The 18,566-nt window shown below is 70.9% G+C and carries 16 protein-coding genes and 1 riboswitch; of the genes, 2 read left to right on the top strand and 14 right to left on the bottom strand.

The window, feature by feature from the left end; all coding sequences use genetic code 11:
* Positions 1 to 159 precede the first annotated feature (159 nt).
* The 12 genes from ACWIHY_RS15420 to ACWIHY_RS15365 all read right to left on the bottom strand — a co-directional run bounded on the left by ACWIHY_RS15420 (position 160) and on the right by ACWIHY_RS15365 (position 12,542).
* On the bottom strand, positions 160 to 1,554 hold the full coding sequence (locus ACWIHY_RS15420) for an NAD(P)/FAD-dependent oxidoreductase (RefSeq protein WP_454376152.1): 1,395 nt from the start codon (positions 1,552 to 1,554) through the stop codon (positions 160 to 162).
* 347 nt (positions 1,555 to 1,901) lie between these two features.
* On the bottom strand, positions 1,902 to 2,843 hold the full coding sequence (locus tag ACWIHY_RS15415; protein ID WP_454376151.1) for a Ppx/GppA phosphatase family protein: 942 nt from the start codon (positions 2,841 to 2,843) through the stop codon (positions 1,902 to 1,904).
* Positions 2,840 to 3,397 (bottom strand): DUF501 domain-containing protein, encoded by a 558-nt coding sequence (locus tag ACWIHY_RS15410; protein WP_454376150.1) that lies wholly within the window; start codon positions 3,395 to 3,397, stop codon positions 2,840 to 2,842. The genes ACWIHY_RS15415 and ACWIHY_RS15410 overlap by 4 nt, the downstream gene beginning before the upstream one ends.
* 60 nt (positions 3,398 to 3,457) lie before the next feature.
* Complete coding sequence (locus ACWIHY_RS15405; RefSeq protein ID WP_454376149.1) at positions 3,458 to 3,934, bottom strand: FtsB family cell division protein; 477 nt, start codon at positions 3,932 to 3,934, stop codon at positions 3,458 to 3,460.
* A gap of 113 nt (positions 3,935 to 4,047) precedes the next feature.
* Positions 4,048 to 5,334, bottom strand: coding sequence for a phosphopyruvate hydratase (gene eno / locus ACWIHY_RS15400; RefSeq protein ID WP_069928446.1), 1,287 nt, complete (start codon positions 5,332 to 5,334; stop codon positions 4,048 to 4,050).
* A gap of 394 nt (positions 5,335 to 5,728) precedes the next feature.
* A complete protein-coding gene (locus tag ACWIHY_RS15395) occupies positions 5,729 to 6,427 on the bottom strand; it encodes a transglycosylase family protein (protein WP_454376148.1) in 699 nt (232 codons plus the stop codon).
* A 3-nt stretch (positions 6,428 to 6,430) separates the two neighbouring features.
* Positions 6,431 to 6,602, bottom strand: a riboswitch (cyclic di-AMP (ydaO/yuaA leader).
* Positions 6,603 to 6,870: 268 nt separating this feature from the next.
* A complete protein-coding gene (locus ACWIHY_RS15390) occupies positions 6,871 to 7,836 on the bottom strand; it encodes a transglycosylase family protein (protein ID WP_454376147.1) in 966 nt (321 codons plus the stop codon).
* A 112-nt stretch (positions 7,837 to 7,948) separates the two neighbouring features.
* Positions 7,949 to 9,220 carry a cytochrome P450 family protein gene (locus ACWIHY_RS15385; protein ID WP_454376146.1) on the bottom strand — a complete coding sequence of 424 codons (1,272 nt, stop codon included), beginning with the start codon at positions 9,218 to 9,220 and terminating at the stop codon, positions 7,949 to 7,951.
* A gap of 92 nt (positions 9,221 to 9,312) precedes the next feature.
* A complete protein-coding gene (locus tag ACWIHY_RS15380; protein ID WP_454376145.1) occupies positions 9,313 to 10,311 on the bottom strand; it encodes a nucleoside triphosphate pyrophosphohydrolase in 999 nt (332 codons plus the stop codon).
* Between the two features lie 85 nt (positions 10,312 to 10,396).
* Positions 10,397 to 11,053 carry a SurA N-terminal domain-containing protein gene (locus tag ACWIHY_RS15375; RefSeq protein ID WP_454376144.1) on the bottom strand — a complete coding sequence of 219 codons (657 nt, stop codon included), beginning with the start codon at positions 11,051 to 11,053 and terminating at the stop codon, positions 10,397 to 10,399.
* A 71-nt stretch (positions 11,054 to 11,124) separates the two neighbouring features.
* Positions 11,125 to 11,574 (bottom strand): GtrA family protein, encoded by a 450-nt coding sequence (locus tag ACWIHY_RS15370; protein ID WP_454376143.1) that lies wholly within the window; start codon positions 11,572 to 11,574, stop codon positions 11,125 to 11,127.
* Entirely contained in the window at positions 11,571 to 12,542 is a 972-nt protein-coding gene (locus ACWIHY_RS15365; RefSeq protein WP_454376142.1) for a glycosyltransferase family 2 protein, read from the bottom strand. The genes ACWIHY_RS15370 and ACWIHY_RS15365 overlap by 4 nt, the downstream gene beginning before the upstream one ends.
* A 200-nt stretch (positions 12,543 to 12,742) precedes the next feature.
* Between ACWIHY_RS15365 and ACWIHY_RS15360 the strand changes: the two genes are divergently transcribed.
* Positions 12,743 to 15,331: a YfhO family protein gene (locus ACWIHY_RS15360; RefSeq protein ID WP_454376141.1), complete on the top strand. Its 2,589-nt coding sequence runs from the start codon at positions 12,743 to 12,745 to the stop codon at positions 15,329 to 15,331.
* Positions 15,332 to 15,394: 63 nt separating this feature from the next.
* A complete protein-coding gene (locus ACWIHY_RS15355) occupies positions 15,395 to 16,306 on the top strand; it encodes a class I SAM-dependent methyltransferase (protein ID WP_454376140.1) in 912 nt (303 codons plus the stop codon).
* 37 nt (positions 16,307 to 16,343) lie between these two features.
* On the opposite strand, the gene ACWIHY_RS15350 is transcribed toward ACWIHY_RS15355, so the two are convergent.
* Together ACWIHY_RS15350 and ACWIHY_RS15345 are read right to left on the bottom strand one after the other, a co-directional pair.
* The gene (locus tag ACWIHY_RS15350; protein WP_454376139.1) at positions 16,344 to 17,870 is read right to left on the bottom strand and encodes a protein kinase domain-containing protein; all 1,527 of its coding nucleotides are present in this window, start codon (positions 17,868 to 17,870) and stop codon (positions 16,344 to 16,346) included.
* On the bottom strand, positions 17,867 to 18,553 hold the full coding sequence (locus ACWIHY_RS15345; protein WP_454376138.1) for a hypothetical protein: 687 nt from the start codon (positions 18,551 to 18,553) through the stop codon (positions 17,867 to 17,869). The genes ACWIHY_RS15350 and ACWIHY_RS15345 overlap by 4 nt, the downstream gene beginning before the upstream one ends.
* Positions 18,554 to 18,566: the final 13 nt, after the last annotated feature.

Genomic DNA, 18,566 nt, shown 5'->3' with positions numbered 1-18,566 from the left:
AGGGATCAGCAAAGTGAATGGCTACTGCACGCACTGGCCGCACGCGAGGTCCGGCGGGAACGCCGAAGGGGCCGCCCGCACCACGGATGGCGGGCGGCCCCTTCGGGCTGCGCTTCACTGCGTACTGCTTACCGGTGGATGCTCACCGGCGGAAGAGCGTCAGGACGCCTTGGCCTTCTCGCTGCCCGCGGGCGCGCTCGCCTTGGCGGCCGGCGCCGGCGCCGGCTTGGCGGCCTCGTAGAACTCCTCGCGCGGAGTCTCCATGGCGCCGAGCGAGACGACCTCGCGCTTGAGGAACATCGCGAGGGTCCAGTCGGCGACGACGCGGATCTTGCGGTTCCAGGTGGGCACGGCCAGACCGTGGTAGCCACGGTGCATGTACCAGGCGAGACGGCCCTTGAGCTTGATCTTCATCTTGCCCATGACGATCATCGCGACGCCCTTGTGCAGGCCGAGACCGGCGACCGCACCCTTGTTGGCGTGGCTGTACTCCTTCTGCGGGAAGCCCCGCATGCCGGAGACGACGTTGTCGCCGAGGACCTTGGCCTGACGCAGCGCGTGCTGGGCGTTCGGCGGGCACCAGGCGTTCTCGACGCCGGCCTTGCGGGCGGCGACGTCCGGGACCTGGGCGTTGTCGCCCGCGGCCCAGATGTAGTCCGAGCCCTGGACCTGGAGCGTGGTCTGGGTGTCCACGTGGCCGCGCGGGCCGAGCGGCAGGCCGTAGCGGGCCAGCGCCGGGTTCGGCTTCACGCCGGCGGTCCACACGATGGTGTTGGAGTCGACCTCGAGGCCGTTGTTCAGCACCACGTGGCCGTCCACGCAGGAGTCCATGCCGGTCTTGAGGTAGACCTCGATGCCGCGGCTCTCGAGGTGCTCCTTGCCCCACTTGCCGAGCTCGGGCCCGACCTCGGGGAGGATCTTGTCGGCCACGTCGACGAGCAGGAAGCGCATGTCCTCGCGCTTGACGCTGGTGTAGTACTTGGCCGCGTCGCGGGCCATGTCCTCCACCTCGCCGATGGTCTCGGCGCCGGCGAAGCCGCCACCCACGAAGACGAAGGTCAGCGCCTTGCGGCGGACGTCCTCGTCGGTCGTCGAGTCGGCCTTGTCCAGCTGCTCCAGGACGTGGTTGCGGAGGCCGATGGCCTCCTCCACGCCCTTCATGCCGATGCCCTGCTCGGCCAGGCCGGGGATCGGGAAGGTGCGGGAGACCGCGCCGAGGGCGACGACGAGGTAGTCGAAGGGCAGCTCGTAGGCCTCGCCGACGAGCGGCGCGACCGTGGCGACCTTGCGGTCCTGATCGATGGTCGTGACCCGCCCGGTGAGCACCTCGGCCTTGGGCAGGACGCGTCGCAGGGGGACGACGACGTGCCTCGGCGAGATGCTGCCGGCGGCAGCTTCGGGGAGGAAGGGCTGGTACGTCATGTACGAGCGCGGGTCGACAACCGTGACGGTCGCTTCCGCATAGCGCATCTTCTTGAGAATGCGCCGTGCTGCGTACAGGCCTACGTACCCACCGCCTACTACGAGGATCCTGGGACGCTCCGTGGTGCTCATGCCATCGAGTATCCACCCCTCGGACGGGGGTGGCTCGTGAGCCCCTTCACAAGCTCCTTGAGTACCTCTGCTACACTCCGCCGCCCACGTGACCCAGGTCATGGCGCGGCGGGGGAACCACGGTGTACGACCGGACGTTGCAAACCCCCCGTGAGCTGGACGCACGAGGGGTTTCAGGGGGTGTACCACCGGTCCGCGGCGGACCGGGTTCACACCGGCGCAACGCTCGGGGAACCGCCCGAAATGCGAGCCGCACACCCAAGTTGAGCCTCAAGAGGAGCTGCGGACCCACATTCGTAGGCCCAGAGCCCCCAATTCCTTGTGAAGAACTTCACGAAGTTCCTCCGTCAGGCGATGGACCAACTGATTCCGTCGAGGATGTCGTGCTCGCTGACCACGACTTCCCTGGCCCCGGTCCGCTCCATGATCTCCAGCAGTACGAGCGCTCCGGCCCCGATCACATCGACGCGGCCCGGGTGTATGGCCGGGATCGCGGCCCGCTGGTCGTGGGTCGCGGCGAGCAGGTCACCGGTGATCTCCTCGACCCGCTCGTACGGGATGCGGGAGTGGTGGATCGCCGCCGAGTCGTACGCCTCCAGGCCCAGCGCGATCGCGGCCACGGTCGTCACGGATCCCGCGAGCCCGACGAGGGTGTGCGCCTCGCGGAGCGGCACCGTCTCCTCGGCGAGGTCCAGCGCTGCCCGGATGTCGGCCCGTATGGCGGCGATCTGGGCCTGGGTGGGCGGGTCGGAGACGACGCCGTCCCGTACGAGGTGGCGCTCGGTCATCCGCACACAGCCCATGTCGACGGAGCGGGCGGCCCGTACGTGGCCGTCGCCGACGACGAACTCCGTGGAGCCGCCACCGATGTCCACGACGAGGTAGGGCCCCGTCAGGTCCTCGCGGCCCGTCAGCTCCTTGGTGGCGCCGGTGAAGGAGAACTCGGCCTCCTGGTCGCCGGTGATGACTTCGGGCTCCACGCCCAGGATGTCGAGGACACCGCGTACGAAATCGTCACGGTTCTCGGCGTCGCGGGAGGCGGACGTGGCGACGAACCTGGTCCTCTCGGCGCCGTGCGCCGTGATGACCTCGGCGTACTCGCGGCAGGCGGCGAAGGTGCGTTCCAGGGCCTCGGGGGCGAGCCGGCCGGTGCGGTCGACGTCCTGGCCGAGCCGCACGATCGTCATGCGGCGGTCGATCTCGACCAGCTCGCCGGTTGCCGGGTCCGTGTCGGCGACAAGGAGGCGGATGGAGTTCGTACCGCAGTCGACGGCGGCGACCCGGGTCACTTGGCCTCCCCCTGGACGGTGCCGTCCGTCTTGCTCCCGGCGCACGGTGTCACGCACGGGCCCTTCGCCCACCACTCGGGCAGCAACGCGAGCGCCTCGTCGCCGAACGGGTTCACCCCGGGGCCGGCCACCAGCGAGTGGCCGACCAGGACGTGCAGGCACTTCACGCGGTCCGGCATGCCGCCGGCGCTCGGGAAGCCCTGGAGCACCTCGATCGCGTCGCGGCGCCCGATGTAGTCCTCGTGGGCGGCGCGGTAGGCGGCGGCCAGCTCCGGGTCCTCGGCGAGGCGGTCCTGCATCTCCTTCATCAGGCCGGAGCCCTCGAGGGTGCCGATCGCGCCTGCCGCGCGGGGGCAGGTCAAGTAGTACAGCGTCGGGAACGGCGTGCCGTCCTCCAGACGCGGGGCCGTCTCGACCACGTCCGGCTGTCCGCAGGGGCAGCGGTGCGCGATGGCGCGCAGACCGCGCGGCGGGCGGCCCAGCTGCAGCTTGAACGCTTCGATGTCCGCCTCGGTGGGCTCGGTGCGCGGGGTGGTCGGGGGTGCGGCGTCCATGCGTGCGTTCGTGCCTTCGTGTTGGGGGTGACTTCGGGTCGATGACGTGCTGATGGGTCGTTACTTGTCCGGGCGGTCGGCGTGGTCCACGCCGTCCCAGAGGTTCGTGTACCAGGGGCGGTCGGCGCCGCCCTGGTCCTCGCGGCGCTTGCCGCGGGCGTCGGGGTCGATGACGGTGAAGCCCGTCTCCCCCGGCCGTACGAGGTGGAGGTGTTCGCGGGCGAGGCGCTCGATGTAGGCGTCGTCCTTGAGCCGGGCCTTCTCGTCCCGCAGCTCCTCGACGCGCCGGCCGGCCTCCCGCATCTTGCGCTGCTGATCGGCGATCTCGCCGCGCTGCGACACGTACTGCCGCATCGGATAGGCGAGCGCCACGATCAGCGAGCACAGGACCAGGACGAGCAGCGCGGCCCGGCCGGTGAGCCGGGAGCGGCGGGCCTGACGGCGGGTCTGCGAGCGGTAGACACGGGCGGCGGTCTGCTCGCCGATCAGCCGAATCCTGGTCGCAGTGGAGAACCGGTCCCGGTCCTTCCCGGCCATGTCTCCGCCTCCCCTTGTACGCACATACGTCCCCGCACACGGTACGGGACCGCGTGCGGGGACGTATGGAGGCTGGGGCCTTCAACCCTTGCCGTGCTTAACCCTTGCCGCGCTTAACCCTTGAAGCGGGGGAACGCGCTGCGGCCGGCGTACACGGCCGCGTCGTCGAGGATCTCCTCGATGCGCAGCAGCTGGTTGTACTTGGCGACGCGCTCGGAGCGGGCCGGGGCGCCGGTCTTGATCTGGCCGCAGTTGGTGGCGACGGCGAGGTCGGCGATGGTGACGTCCTCGGTCTCACCGGAGCGGTGCGACATCATGCACTTGAAGCCGTTGCGCTGCGCCAGCTCGACGGCGTCCAGGGTCTCGGTCAGCGAACCGATCTGGTTGACCTTGACGAGCAGCGAGTTGGCGGCGCCTTCCTCGATGCCGCGCGCCAGGCGCTCCGGGTTGGTGACGAAGAGGTCGTCGCCGACGATCTGGACCTTGGTGCCCAGCTTGTCGGTGAGGACCTTCCAGCCGGCCCAGTCGTCCTCGAAGAGCGGGTCCTCGATGGAGACGAGCGGGTACGCCGCCACGAGCTCCTCGTAGTACTCCGTCATCTCGGCGGCCGAGCGGGACTTGCCCTCGAACTCGTACGAGCCGTCCTTGTAGAACTCGGACGCGGCGACGTCGAGCGCGAGCGCGATCTGCTCACCGGGGACGTAACCGGCCTGCTTGATGGCCTCGAGGATGAGGTCGAGCGCGGCGCGGTTGGAGTCCAGGTTCGGGGCGAAGCCGCCCTCGTCGCCGAGGCCGGTGGACAGGCCCTTGGACTTCAGTACGGACTTGAGGGTGTGGTAGACCTCCGTGCCCCAGCGCAGGGCCTCGGAGAACGACTCGGCGCCGATCGGCGCGATCATGAACTCCTGGATGTCGACGTTGGAGTCGGCGTGCGACCCACCGTTGAGGATGTTCATCATCGGAACGGGCAGCAGGTGCGCGTTCGGGCCACCGAGGTAGCGGAAGAGCGGCAGGTCCGACGCCTCGGAGGCGGCGTGCGCGACGGCGAGCGAGACGCCGAGGATGGCGTTGGCGCCGAGGGACGCCTTGTTCTCGGTGGCGTCCAGGTCGAACATGGCCTGGTCGATCAGGCGCTGCTCGGTGGCGTCGTAACCGACGAGCTCCGGGCCGATCTGCTCGATGACGGCGAGGACGGCCTTCTCGACACCCTTGCCCTGGTAGCGGTTCGGGTCACCGTCGCGAAGCTCGATGGCCTCGAACGCTCCGGTGGAGGCACCGGACGGAACAGCAGCACGACCGGTGCTGCCGTCGTCGAGGCCGACCTCGACCTCGACCGTGGGATTGCCTCGGGAGTCCAGGATTTCCCGGGCTACGACGACGTCGATGGACGGCACGAGCATCTCCTTCTGGGATGTGACGCTATGGGGTGCAGGGTCACTTTGGCCTTGCGACAAGAGCCTAACCGGCTCGGAGGCATCGATCGGCCGTTCGCCCGCCCCCTGGGACAAGAAGAGGTGCGAATGCCCGCAACAGCGGACGTAACTCCGGGCGGGACGTGCCACGTACTGGGACTACTGGGCAGTAACTGACGGCGAAACCCCGGCCCGGCGCGTACGGGGGAAGCGCGCCGGACCGGGGTGCTCTGGGTTCCGCGGGGGATCGGCCGGAAAAGCACGGTCGATCGGCCGAATGCCGCGGACTGCTCCGCGGGTGCCGCGGCCTGCCCGGCGGAGTGCCGCGCGCCCGCTCGGCGGGGCGCGGCGAGCCGGAGCGGCCTGGGCGCCGCGAGCCGGATCAGCTGAGGTGCAGCTGCTGACCGGGGTAGATGACATCGGCGTCGTCGACGATGTCCTTGTTCAGCTTGAAGAGCTTCTCCCAGCCGCCCTTGACCTTCTCGGCGTCGGCGATCTTGCCGAGGGTGTCGCCGGCCTTGACCTTGTACTCGCCGTCACCCTTCTCGATCTTGGCGGGGGCGGCGGGCTTCGCGGTCTCGGCCTTGGGCGCGGAACGGACCTCGCTGCGCGAGGCCGGCTGCTCGGCGGCGCGCGGGGCGGCCTGCTGCTGCGGCTGCTCCTGCTTCGCCGAAGAACCGGAGGTGTCGACACCCGGGTCGACACCGTCGTTGGTCAGGCCGCCGGCGCCCGCACAGGCCCAGGCACCGGGGCCCTGCATGTCGAGAAGCTTCTCGGCCGTGGCGATCTGCTGCGCCTTGGATGCCTTGTCGGCGGTCGGGGCGTACTGCGTGCCACCGGCCGCCGCCCAGCTGGACGCGGAGAACTGCAGGCCGCCGTAGTAGCCGTTGCCCGTGTTGATGGACCAGTTGCCGCCGGACTCGCACTGGGCGACAGCGTCCCAGGTCTCGACGGAGGCGGCGGAGGCCGAAGTCGCACCCATCAGCGGGACGGCTACAGCGGCGCCGGCGACACCGGCGAGCGCGGCGAACCGAGTGGCCTTGGACGGGCGACGGTGCTTGGCGTTGCTGGAAAACAGCATGCGACATCTCCTCACCGACGCCTACGAGGTGAGCTGTCGGGTTCGGGCCAAGTGAGTGCCCGGCGCGCGACCTGCGTCGCGCGGCTTAACCCCAAGCCGGTTCCGTTCGTCTTTCGACGTACGGGCCCGGCGACCTACCTGGGTCCCCCGCTCCTGCCTACGGCGCTTTACGCGTCAGTTCCCCCCGACCGACGGCAGGATTCGGCGTGACGGTCGACGGGGCCCGCGGTGGCGAGCGGTCCGACGGTAAACACATGAGCCCTTGATGTTCAAAAAGGCCCATCAGGGAGATTTCGCCCTTCCCTGCCTTCACTTCGTCCATATCTGCGCAGGTCAGGGGTGACACGAGGGGATCGTCCGGGCCGCGTACGCGAGTTGAGGCAAAGAGACCCTTGTCTCACTTGCTTCAATCCGGACATAGCGGCCCGAACTGCCCTTCGAAATCAGCTCAGATCGAGGTTCTGGCCAGGGACGATGAGGTCGGGGTCGGACCCGACGGTCTCCTCATTGGCCGCATAGAGAGCCGTCCAGCCGCCGCGCAGGTCGTGCTCGGCGGCGATGGCCGAGAGGTTGTCGCCGGTACGGACGGTGTAGTGGCCGTCGGCGGCCTCGGCGCCGTCCGTCTTGGCCGACTCACGTGTCGACCCGTCACCCCGCGAGGCGTGACGTCCCGATTCGCGCTCGATGCCCGATTCGCCGGATACGGCGTCAGCGCCCTCCCGGGCCACCTCGCCGCGGTGCTTGCCCTTGGAGGCACCCTCCTCGGCGGCCGGCGGCGCGGGGCTCTTGGAGGCTCCGCCCGACTCCTCGGACGTCCCGGACGCCGGGGGCGACGTCGGCTCGGCGGACTTCGTCGAGCCGCTCTTGCCGTCCTTGCCGTCCTTGACGCCCTCACCGGCGGACCCGGCGGGCTTGTCTTCCGTCGACTCGGACGACTCCGGGTTCCCGGAGCCCTCCGACACCGTGTCCGACGTGTCGGCCTTGGACTCCGCGGTGGGCTCGGCGCTCGCGCCGTCGCCGGGAGCCGCGTCGTCACCCTCCGTCAGGCCGGAGATGAGGGCGCAGCTCGGCCACGCCTGCGGCCCCTCCTCGGCGAGCACCTTCTCGGCCACCTGGATCTGCTGGGAGCGACTGGCGAGGTCGGCGCGCGGCGCGTACGCCGTACCGCCGAACTTCTGCCAGGTCTCCGGGGAGAACTGGAGTCCGCCGTAGTAGCCGTTGCCGAGGTCGGCACTCCACATGCCGCCACTCTCACAATCGGCGACCCGGTCCCAGGTCGTGGCTTCGGCAGCGGACGCGCCGCTCGCGCCGAGCAGCGGGATGGCGATGGCCGATCCGGCGACTCCTGCCGCGACGACGAGAGCTGGAGCCTGACGGGGGCGGCGGTGTCTACCGTTCCCGGAGCGCATGCGGTTGCCTTTCGAGTGACGGCTGAGGTTGACGGTGAAGGTAGCGGTACTCGAACGTTTGTCACAAGTCGATGCAGCGCAGATCACGTGAAGGTCTCGAATTGACGCAGCGTCACTTGTTTTCGGCGTCGAACTCCACGGGCAGGGTGCGCAGTCCGCGCATGATGAGGCCCCCACGCCACCGCAAATCGTCAGGATCCCCCGCAAGTCGCAGATCCGGCAGGCGCAGCAGCAGCGTCGCGATCGCCGTCTGCCCTTCGAGCCGGGCCAGCGGGGCGCCGAGGCAGTAATGGATGCCGTGCCCGTAGCCGAGGTGCTGGTTGTCGCGGCGCGAGAGGTCGAGTGTGTCCGGCTCGCTGAAGCGCTCGGGATCCCGGTCGGCGGCGGCGAGCACGACGAGTACGGGCTCGCCGGCCGCGATGTCCTGGCCGCCCAGGGTCAGCGGCTCGGTGGCGTACCGCCACGTCGCGAGCTCCACGGGCCCGTCGTAGCGCAGGAGTTCCTCGACACCGGTGGCGAGCAGCTCCGTGTCCCCCTCGGCCAGCGCGCGCTGGAGGCGCTCGCGCTGCTCCGGGTTGCGCAGGAGCGCGTACACGCCGTTGCCGATGAGGTTGACCGTCGTCTCGAATCCGGCGAAGAGCAGAATGAACGCCATCGCCGCCGCCTCGTTCTCGGTGAGGTGCTCGCCGTGGTCGCTGGCGCGGATGAGCCCCGAGATGAGGTCGTCGCCCGGTTCCTCCCTTTTACGGTGGATGAGTTCGGCGAGGTAGTTGCGCATCTTCTTGACCGACCGCGCGACTCCCCCGCGCGGCCCGCCGCCGTGCCGGATCATCATGCCCGCCCAGTCGCGGAAGTCGTCCTGGTCCTCGCGCGGTACGCCGAGCAGGTCGCAGATCGCGTAGATGGGCAGCGGGAAGGCGAAGTCGTGGATGAGGTCGGCGCTCCCCTCCGCCGCGAACCTGTCGATGAGCTGGTCCGTGAGCTCCTGCACCCGCGGCGCGAACTCGGCCACCGTGCGCGGTGTGAACGCCTTGGACACCAGGCGCCGCAGGCGCGTGTGGTCCGGCGGATCGATGTTCAGCAGATGCGTCATGAGCTCGGCCTTGCGCTCGCCCGGGATGCCCGTCCTGCCCCTGGCGTGCGCGGAGCCTGCGTGGTGGGCCGGGTCCTTGGACAGCCGCTGGTCGGCGAGCGCCTGCCGCGCGTCGGCGTACCGCGTCACCAGCCACGCCTCGACCCCGCTGGGCAGCGACGTCCGGTGCACGGGCGAGTTCTCGCGCAGCCAGGCGTACGCCGGATAGGGGTCGGTCGCGAACTCCCAGGTGAAGAGCTCGGGCACGGGGCCTTCGGACCGGGATGCGGGATGGTTCTGGTGGTGCGGCACGCGGTCGACCGTATCCCTTCCCCCACCACCACCGACCGCCCACACTGCCCCGCAGGCGCCCGTGACGGGCCGGGCCGCGCCACAGCCGGGAGCTAGTCGGTGTGGCCCTCCGCCGTGCGGATCGCGTCGCGGTATGTGCGGGCCGCCGCGCGGAGCGCCGCCTCGGGGTCGACGCCGGCTGCCTCCGCCCGTACCGCCATGGCCAGCAGTTCGTAGCCGATGCCTTCGCCCGTCGGGAGGGGGACGTCGAGGTTCGCGTGGCGTACGCGTGAAGAGAGCTTGGCGACGAGGGCCAGGCCCGGCTGGCCGAGAGGGACGCCGTCGGTTGTCGAGTCGCGCTGCTTTTCGATCGCCTTCGTACGGAACCAGTGCTCCTTGACGTCCTCCGGGGTCTCGGCGGTGTCGTCGCCGAAGACGTGCGGGTGGCGGTGGATGAGCTTCTCGACGATGGTGCCGGCGACGTCGTCGATCGAGAAGGGCTCGGACCCGTCCTCCGGACGGCCTTCCTGGGCGATGCGCGCGTGGAAGACGACCTGGAGGAGTACGTCGCCGAGCTCCTCGCGCAGTGCGTCGCGGTCGCCGTCCTCGATGGCCTCGACGAGTTCGTACGCCTCCTCGATGCCGTACTTCGCGAGGCCCTCGTGGGTCTGCTGCGAGGACCACGGGCACTCGAGACGGATGCGGTCCATGACCTGCACCAGATCCAGGAGGCGGGCGCCCGGCAGGTCGTACGAGCCGGGCAGCAGTTCCAGGTCGGGCATCTGCACCCGCCCCGAGCCCGCCAGCCGCGCCAGGCCGTCGGTCAGCGCCTGGTCGCCCTCGCCGGACGGGAGCACGACCACGGTGCGGCCGCCCTCGCACGCGTCGACCAGCTCCTGGGCGGTCGGCGCCGCCTGCTCGACGGTGACACCCGCCTCGCGCAGGTACGGCAGCTGCGGGTGGCCCGCGTCGGCGCACAGCACGCGGTCGGCGGCGCCCAGCGTCTGCCAGGCGGGCCAGGACAGCAGCCCGGGCGCGACGCGGTGGCTGGCCGTGAGGAGGACGATGCGGCCGGGGGCGGCGGGCGCGGGTGCGGATGCTTCGCTGGTCACCTGTCGAACGTACCTCGCCGGCCCGACACGCCGGGGCCCAGCCCCCGGCCCCGTCCGGCGGCGAGAGACCGGGCGCCGCTCGGTGCTACGCGCCCGCCTGCGCGTCCGGCGCGGCCGCTTCCTTGGTCACCTGGGTGATCCACGGCGCTTTGTAGTCGCCGAGCTGCATCTTCTCGTCGTCCCACGTGCCGTAACGCGGGTTCACGTCGATGTCGAGGGCCTTCGACGCGGCGACGAACGCCTCGTTCACCTTCTGCTGGCCCTCGGGGGTGTTCGTCGCGCCGATCTTCGCGGCGAGCTTGCCGACCAGGACGTCCCGGCGAAGGGCTCCGTCGATCTGGTCCGGGGCGACACCGCGCTGCTGGAGGTACATCGCGACGAGCTGCTCCTCGCCCCCGGCCTGCTGGGCCGCGTTCACCCGCGCCTTCTGGACGTCCTTGCGGCTCGCGCTCGCCCCGGCGTCGTCCGCCGCCCGCTGGACGACCCTGTCCACGATGAGGTCGTAGAGCTTGGCGCGCCCGAGCTGCCCGGTCGAGCCGATGAGCTGGGCGGACTGCGGCGAGGTCTGCTGGGCCTGGCGGACGTCCTTGACCTGCGCCTGGAGGGCGGAGACCTCGATACGGCCGCCACCCACGACGGCCGCGGCTCCTGGATGCGCCTCATTGCCGCACGCGGCGAGGAACGGCGCCGCGACCAGGAGCGCGGCGGACACGGAGAGCGCGGTGCGACGGCGGCGGTGCAAAGGGTGCCTCCCGGCGGTGATCGTGCGGCATAGCAACGAAAGTGCGACGAACGACCTTGCGGTGATCGATGTTAGGCAGTCGGAGTGGTCCGGGCCACTGATTCGCCCAACGATTCGTTCGTGTTCGTGGATGCGCTGTCCCGGGAGTCCGGGGCGGGACCGCCGAGCATGATCATGCGGGAGACGACGAACGTGATGGGTATCGCCGCGGTCGCGGCGATCAGCGGGGCGTACGTGCTGTCGAGCCGCAGGACGTCCACGAGGAGATAGACGCCGGTTGTGGTGATCACGAAATTCGCCGCGTTGGTGAGCGGGAAGAGCAGGAACTTCCGCCAGGTGGGGCGCGTGCCGTAGGTGAAGCGGCAGTTGAGGAAGAAGGAGCCGGTCATGCTGACGGCGAAGGCCAGGACGTGCGCGGCGACGTACGGCAGCCAGGTCAGAAGCAGCAGGTAGCAGGCGTAGTACGTCCCGGTGTTCACCACTCCCACCAGGGCGAACCTGACCAGCTGGCGACGGATCACCGGCGTACCAGCTCCCGGCTCTCCCGCCCGGGGGCGGCGGCACGCGCCGGGTCCACATTGGTCGCCCGGACCAGGAAGTGCGGCCGCCGTTTCACCTCGTAATAGATGCGGCCGACATATTCGCCGACAACGCCGATCAGCAGCATCTGGACTCCGGCGAGCGCGGTGACGGCGACGAGCAGCGTGACGAAGCCAGGGGTTTCCACACCGTTCACGAGGGCGTCACCGACAATCCATGTCGAATACGCCATCGCGACGGCGACCAGTAAGAGACCGAGATAGAGCGCGGCCCGCAGCGGCTTGTCATTGAAGGAGAAAAGGCCGTCGAGCCCGTAGTTGAGCAGCTTCGAGAAGGACCATTTCGAGCGGCCTTCCTCGCGTACGGCGTTCTCGTACTCGAAGGTGACGGTACTGAATCCGACCCAGGCGAACAGGCCTTTGGAGAAGCGGTTGTACTCAGTGAGTTCGAGTACGGCGTCGACGCTGCGGCGCGACAGCATGCGGAAGTCGCCGACGCCGTCGACGAGTTCGACGTCGACCAGACGGTTGATGAGCCGGTAGTACGCACGGGCGGCAAGCGTACGCGTGACCCTGTCACCTTTCCTGCCGCGCCGGGCCACGACCTGGTCGAAGCCCTGCTCGTGCAGCGCCACCATGCGGCGGACCAGCTCCGGCGGGTGCTGGAGGTCGGCGTCCATGATGACGACGGCTTCGCCCGAGGCGTTGCGCAGACCGGCCAGCATCGCCGCCTCCTTGCCGAAGTTGCGGCTGAAGGAGAGATAGCGCGTGCGCGGATCGGATTCCGCGATCTCCTGGAGGACCGCGAGTGTACGGTCCTTGCTTCCGTCGTCGACATAGACGAGTTCGACCGGGTGACCGAGAGTGCCGAGCTCTTCCGTCACGTGATCGTGGAAGCGGCGAATGATCTCCTCTTCGTTGAAGCACGGGACGACAATCGAGATGAGCACGGCTCTCCCCCAGGGGTCGGTACAGCTCAGCGAAGGACAGCCGCCAGAAATGGCGGATTCCGACTCTCCACATGTCGTGTCGGCGACGAATACATGAACTCGCCGCACTTTGTGTGCTTTTAGACGGCCACAGTGTCAGCAGATCTCTTTTTCCGTCCCATGCTGGCTTATTCGGTATCGGGCGCAGTAGAAGGATCAACATGTCGAATACGGAAGCGGCCGGGGGCCGGGCGGCGATGCTGTCCGCGCTGATCACAGTCGTCTCGGTGTGCGCCGGCGACGCGCTCGCCCGCTCCTTCCCCTTCGGGCCGCGCACGCGCGCGGTCAATGACCTCGGCAACCAGTTCGTGCCGTACCACGCCCGCCTGTGGGACCTGCTGCACGGGCGCGCGGACGGCGGGGCCCTGGTCAACTGGCAGTCCGGGTACGGCACGAGCTTCCTGCCCGACATCGGTACGTACGTCAGCAGCCCCTTCGCGCTGCTGGTCGGGCTCTTCCCGCGCGACGGCATCGACCTCGCCGTGTACGTGATCACCCTGCTGAAGATGGCCGCCGCGGCGGCCGCCATGACCGTGCTGCTGCTCGCCCTGCGGCGCGGGGCCGGCGGGCTCTGGTGGGCCGCCGGGGTGCTCGGCTCGGCGTACGCGCTGTGCGGGTGGGCGGTCACCGAAGCCGTCTACAACCCGATGTGGATGGACGGCCTGATCGCGTTCCCTCTCCTGTGCCTGGTGGGCGAGTGGGCGCGTACGGGCCGCCGTCGCGTTCTGGGCCCCGTGATCGTGGCCCTGGCCTGGGCGGCGAACTTCTACACGGCGTACATGGCGACGCTCGGCGCCGGGCTCGTCCTGCTGCTGCGGCTGCTGACCGACGACGCCTCCGCGCCGGCACGGGAGCGCCTGCGCGTACTGCTGCGCGCGGCCGGCACGACGGTGCTCGGCATCGGGCTCGCGGCGCCCCTGCTGGCCGTCGTCTTCCTCGGGTCGAAGCACGCGTACCCGGGCTGGACGCGGGAGTTCGCGCCCTCGGGCTGGGCGGACGTGTTCGCTCGGGCGCTCCCTGCGACGTACAGCTTCTTCACACCGGCCGGTTTTCTCGGCACGAGTGGGCTGGTGCTCGCGGGCACGCTGCTGTTCAACCGGGCGGCGCCCCGGCGCGAGCGGCGGGCGTGGACGCTGCTCGTGGTCGGGGTGGCGGTGTCGATGCAGTGGGGGCCGACGCACCTGGTGTGGCATGTCTTCGCCACACCGAACGGCAGCCCGTACCGGCAGACGTTCGTGCTCGCCGGTGTCCTGGTGACAACGGCCTGGGTGTCGCTCTCCCACGGCTGGCCGGGGCGGCGGGCCCTGCTGGGCGGCACGGGCGTGGTCGCGCTCATCGCCGTGGGCGCCGCCGCGAGCCCGCGGATCACCACCTGGACGTACCCGCTCGCCCTGACAGGGGTGGCGGCGGCGGTGGGCGCCCTGGTGCTGGCCCGACGCGCGGCGGGACGGCCGACCGGGCCCGCAACCCGGCGTCCCGCTACCCGGGCGCCACGTGCGACCGGGTCCGGGGCCCTGCGGCGCCGGACGCCGGTCGTGGCCGCCGCCCTCCTGCTCGTCGGCGCCCAGATCGCACAGGCGGCCCTCACCACCGCCTACGCCGACCGCCGGCGTCTCGCCGATCTGGACGACTACGCGTCGTGGGGCAGCCGCCAGCAGGCCCAGGCGGACGCGGTCGCCGACGCCGACGGCTGGCCCGCGTACCGGACCGAGCCGGGCCGTGAACAGACCACCGCCAACGACCCGATGACCGTGGGCGGCCAGGGCGCGGCGTACTACAGCAGCCACACCCCCGACGTCCTCACCCGCACCCTCGCCGCACTCGGCGCCGGCTGGACGTCCAACGGACGCGCCGTCCAGGGCCTCGACAACCCGGTGACCGACGCCCTCTTCTCCGTCGGCGCACGCGTGCACATGCCGCGTGATCCGCATCAGCGCTGGTCACGACCCGACGACCGCAAGGTGACCGTGACGCGCGCCGCGGTGCCGCAACTGGTCACCGTGCGGCCGCCCGGCCCCGAGCCGCGGTTCGTCGCGTCCCCCTTCCGCAACCAGGAGAAGCTCCTCGGCGCCCGCGTCTACACCCTCCCGCCCACCACCCTGCGCGGCGGCTCGCTGACGGCCACCTGTCCCGCCCGCAGCGAGGTCTTCCTCTGGGCCCCCGGCTTCTCCGGTACGGCACGGCTCGGCGGCGGCGCCGGTACCGAGAGCGAACTGCGCGGCGGAGTGCCCGCGCGGCGCGCGGCGATGCAGCCGCTCGGAGCCGTCCCGCGCGACGGCCGCGTCACGATCACGCTCGAGGGCGCCGGGGCCGGCAAGCTGCCGCGCCAGAGCGTCGGCTGCCTGGACCGGGACCGGCTGGCCACCGCCGTGGACGGGCTCCGGGCGGGCGGCGCGACGTCGGTGCGCGTGACCGACAGCGGCGTACGGGCGGCGCTGCCGCCCGGCAGCCGGGGTACGGCCGTCTTCGCCATGCCCGGCATCGCCGGCTGGAGCTGTCGCACGAACGCTGCCCAGGCGCGGCCCGCCGACTCCCACCTGGGGCTGGTCGCCGTCCCCCTGGACGGCAGCACATCCACCGTGACCTGCGCGTTCAGCCCACCGGGGCTGCGCGCCGGCGGACTCGTGGGCGGGCTGTCACTGCTCGTACTCATCGCCGTGGGCGTCCTGCCCCGGGCCCTGGCCCGGCGTCGCAGGAGGCACACGAAGACTTCACCCCACGACCATCGGCTCGTGGCCCGCACGGCATGAGCTGCGGCGTACGGTCGGCCGCCTGCCCCCCACCCACAGGACCGAGGCCAGAGGCGAAACCGCATGCCATCTCTGCTGAGCAACCGGCTGACGAAGTGGGCCCTGCGCCCCGTCGCCGCGCTCGTCGACCAGCGCATCTCACGTCACACCGCCGGGCTCCGCCGCGAAGTCACCGAGCTGCGGCGCAAACAGCACGGCCTCACCATGCTGCTCGACCGCACCGGTCGCGGTCAGCACCGCATGCCGACGCCCGACCAGATCGGCACACTGGTACGTGAGGTCGACGCCACGACGGGCGCGGGCGAGCGCGCCCGCCGCAATGTGACCGTCGCCTACCGCAATGTGGTGGCTCTCGAGGCGCTGGGCGTCGGCCGGATGGCCGGCGGTACCTCCAACGTGTGCGGCAAGCTCGCCACCGTCCCGCTGCTCGCGCGCCCCGAGGGCAACGACCGGCCCGTACTCCACGTACTGGAAATCGGCACACTGCACGGGCTGTTCGCGGCGGCTCTGATGCGGATGCTGCACCGGACGGGCATCGAGGCGACGTTGACGATCGTCGATCCGCTGGCGGGCTCGCAGCTCCAGCCGGGCACCTCCGACTACGAGGAGCCGACGGGGACGCCGGTGCGCGAGGACGTCGTACGGGCCAACCTGGCACTCGGCGGCGGCCGTCCGGGCATCGAGGCCCGCATCCGGCGGGGGTTCTCGGAGGACCCGCAGGTGCGGGCGGAGGTCTCCGACCGGAAGTACGGCGTGATCGTCGTCGATGGCGACCACTCCTTCGAGGGCGTCCTCGCCGACCTGGAGTGGGTGGAACTGATCGCGGCGCCGGGCGGGGTCGTCGTCCTCGACGACTACGGTGACGGGCGCTGGCCCGGGGTCAAGGACGCGCTGGACAAGCACCTGGCGGGCGGCGACAGCCGGCTCACGATGGTGGGCCGGGTCGCCACGTCCGCCTTCCTGCGGGCAGGCTGACCTTCCAGCGCGGCAGCCTGCCCCCCGGCGGTCCCTCTCAGGCGTTGCGCATCCGCTGGTGCCGGTCGAGAGCGCGGCGCACATCGGCCGGGAGCGGGTGGTACGGGCCGTACACGAGCTCGGCGTCGTACAGCAGGCTCTGCAACTGGGCTTGCGCGGCGGCGTGGTCGCCCATCGCGAGCAGCAGGTTCGCCATCCGGTGGCGGATGTCGAAGGCGCGGGCGGCGGAATCGGCCGCGGCGCCCCCGTACTGGTTCTCGTAGTACGGAAGCAGGCCGCGGTACTCGGCGAGTGCCGCGGCCGGTTCGCCCAGCTGCTCCAGGCACTGTGCCGCGTCGTACCGGAACTGAAGCGCCTGTGGGTCGGCGAGACCCGATTCGGCGGCGCGGTCGTCGGCGAGCCGGCGGAGCTCGGGCAGGGCGCGGCGGTACTGGCCGTCGTCCAGGAGCGTCGCGGCGTACTGCTTGCGCAGGATGCGGACGACCGGGGAGCGCTCGCCGTGCTGGGCGGCGGCCGCCGGGAGGATGCCGCCGAGGATGTCGACGGCCTGCGTGATCCGGCCCTCGCCGAGCAGCTGCTTGACCTCGTCGACGGCGCCCGCGACGTCGGGCTGCGCCTGGACGGGGGTGGGCTGGGCCACGGGCGGGGTGGTGGCGCGGTCTGGCCAGGGGGCGTGCGGGCGCAGGAAGGGGCGCGTGGGGTCGAGCGGGCCCGACGGTACGCCACCGTGCGCCGGCAACAGCGGGACGAGGGCCTCGTACACCTCCTGGGCGGAGGACGGGCGGTGCTGCGGATCCTTGGCGAGCAGGCGAAGGACCAGCGCTTCGAGCGGCTCGGGGATGTCCTGGCGGAGCTGGCGTACGGGAAGCGGCGGTTCGTACAGGTGGCGGTGCAGGACCCCGAGGACCGTCGATCCGGCGAAGGGGACGTTGCCGCTGAGGAGTTCGTGCATCAGGACACCGAGCGCGTAGAGGTCGGTGTACGGGCCGACCGCGCCGCCCATCGCCTGCTCGGGCGCCATGTAGGCGGGGCTGCCGATGGGCGAGCCGGTGTGGGTGAGGCGAGTGGTGTCGGTGTCGAGGACGGACGCGACGCCGAGGTCCAGGACGGTGACGGTGCCTTCGGGCTTGACCATGACGTTGCGGGGCTTGAGGTCGCGGTGGACGATCGGCACGGCGTGCACGGCGGACAGCACCGCGCAGAGCTGGGCGGCGACCGCGACGGCCCACTGCCAGGGGTACGGGTCGTGCTCGGCGAGGTGGTCGGCAAGGTCGGCGCCCTTGACGTACTGCATGACCAGGTAGAGGTCGTCGTCGTCGCTGCCCGCGTCGTGGACCGTGACGAGGCCCGGGTGGTCGACCTGGGCGGTGACGCGGCACTCGCGCACGAAGCGGCGGCGCATCTCTTCGGCCGCTGTGGCGGCGGCCATCCGGTCGGGCCGCAACAGCTTCACGGCGACGCGGCGGTCGAGGCGCTGGTCGTACGCCGTCCAGACCTGGCCCATACCGCCCTGGCCTATGACGGTGGACAGCTCGTAACGGCCCGCGATGATCCGTCCGTTCACCGGTCCTGGTCACCCCGCTGGTCCTTGCGCAGGAGGTCGCTCAGCTCGTCGAGCTCGGCACGGACCTGGTCCATGCGGTGGGGAGGGTGCTGGTGGGGGTGCTGGTGCGGATGAGGGTTCTCGTGGGGGTGTTGCTGGGGCGGCTGTTGCTGGGGCGGCTGATTCTGCTGCTGGGGCAGCGGGACCGGCGCCGGGTTGACCACGGGGGTGCTCGCGTACGGGTTCGGGTAGCCGTACTGCGGCGGGGCTGCCTGGACGTACGGGGGCTGCGGGGCCTGTGGGGCCTGCTGCGGCTGTGCGGCGTACGGCCCGTAGGGAGCGCGGGGCGCCGTGGCGGCGTGCGGGACGCCGGTGACCTGGAGCCGGGCGTAGTACCGGATGTCGGAGACCAGGAAGTACCCGGCGGTCGCGGCACCGAGGAGCAGGATGCACGACAGGGCTACGTCGGTCCTGGCATCCGCCTCGGGCAGCGCTCCGACGACGGCGAAGGCCGCGATCGCCGCCGGGATGCTCGCCCAGGCCGCCACCCAGTCGAACCAGCGACCGCGCAGGATCGCGATCCGGAACAGCGGAACGCAGGACAGAAGCCCGCAGCTGAACACCGCGCAGACGGGGAACAGCACACGCATGGTGATGACGACGCCGTCACTGCGGACTGGCGGCGTGGTGCCGGAGCCGTGCATGGCTGCTCCTGAA

This window comes from Streptomyces sp. NPDC055287 (assembly GCF_053646035.1).
Note: the sequence above shows the minus strand (reverse complement) of the source record. Positions and strands in the feature narration are given on the sequence as shown.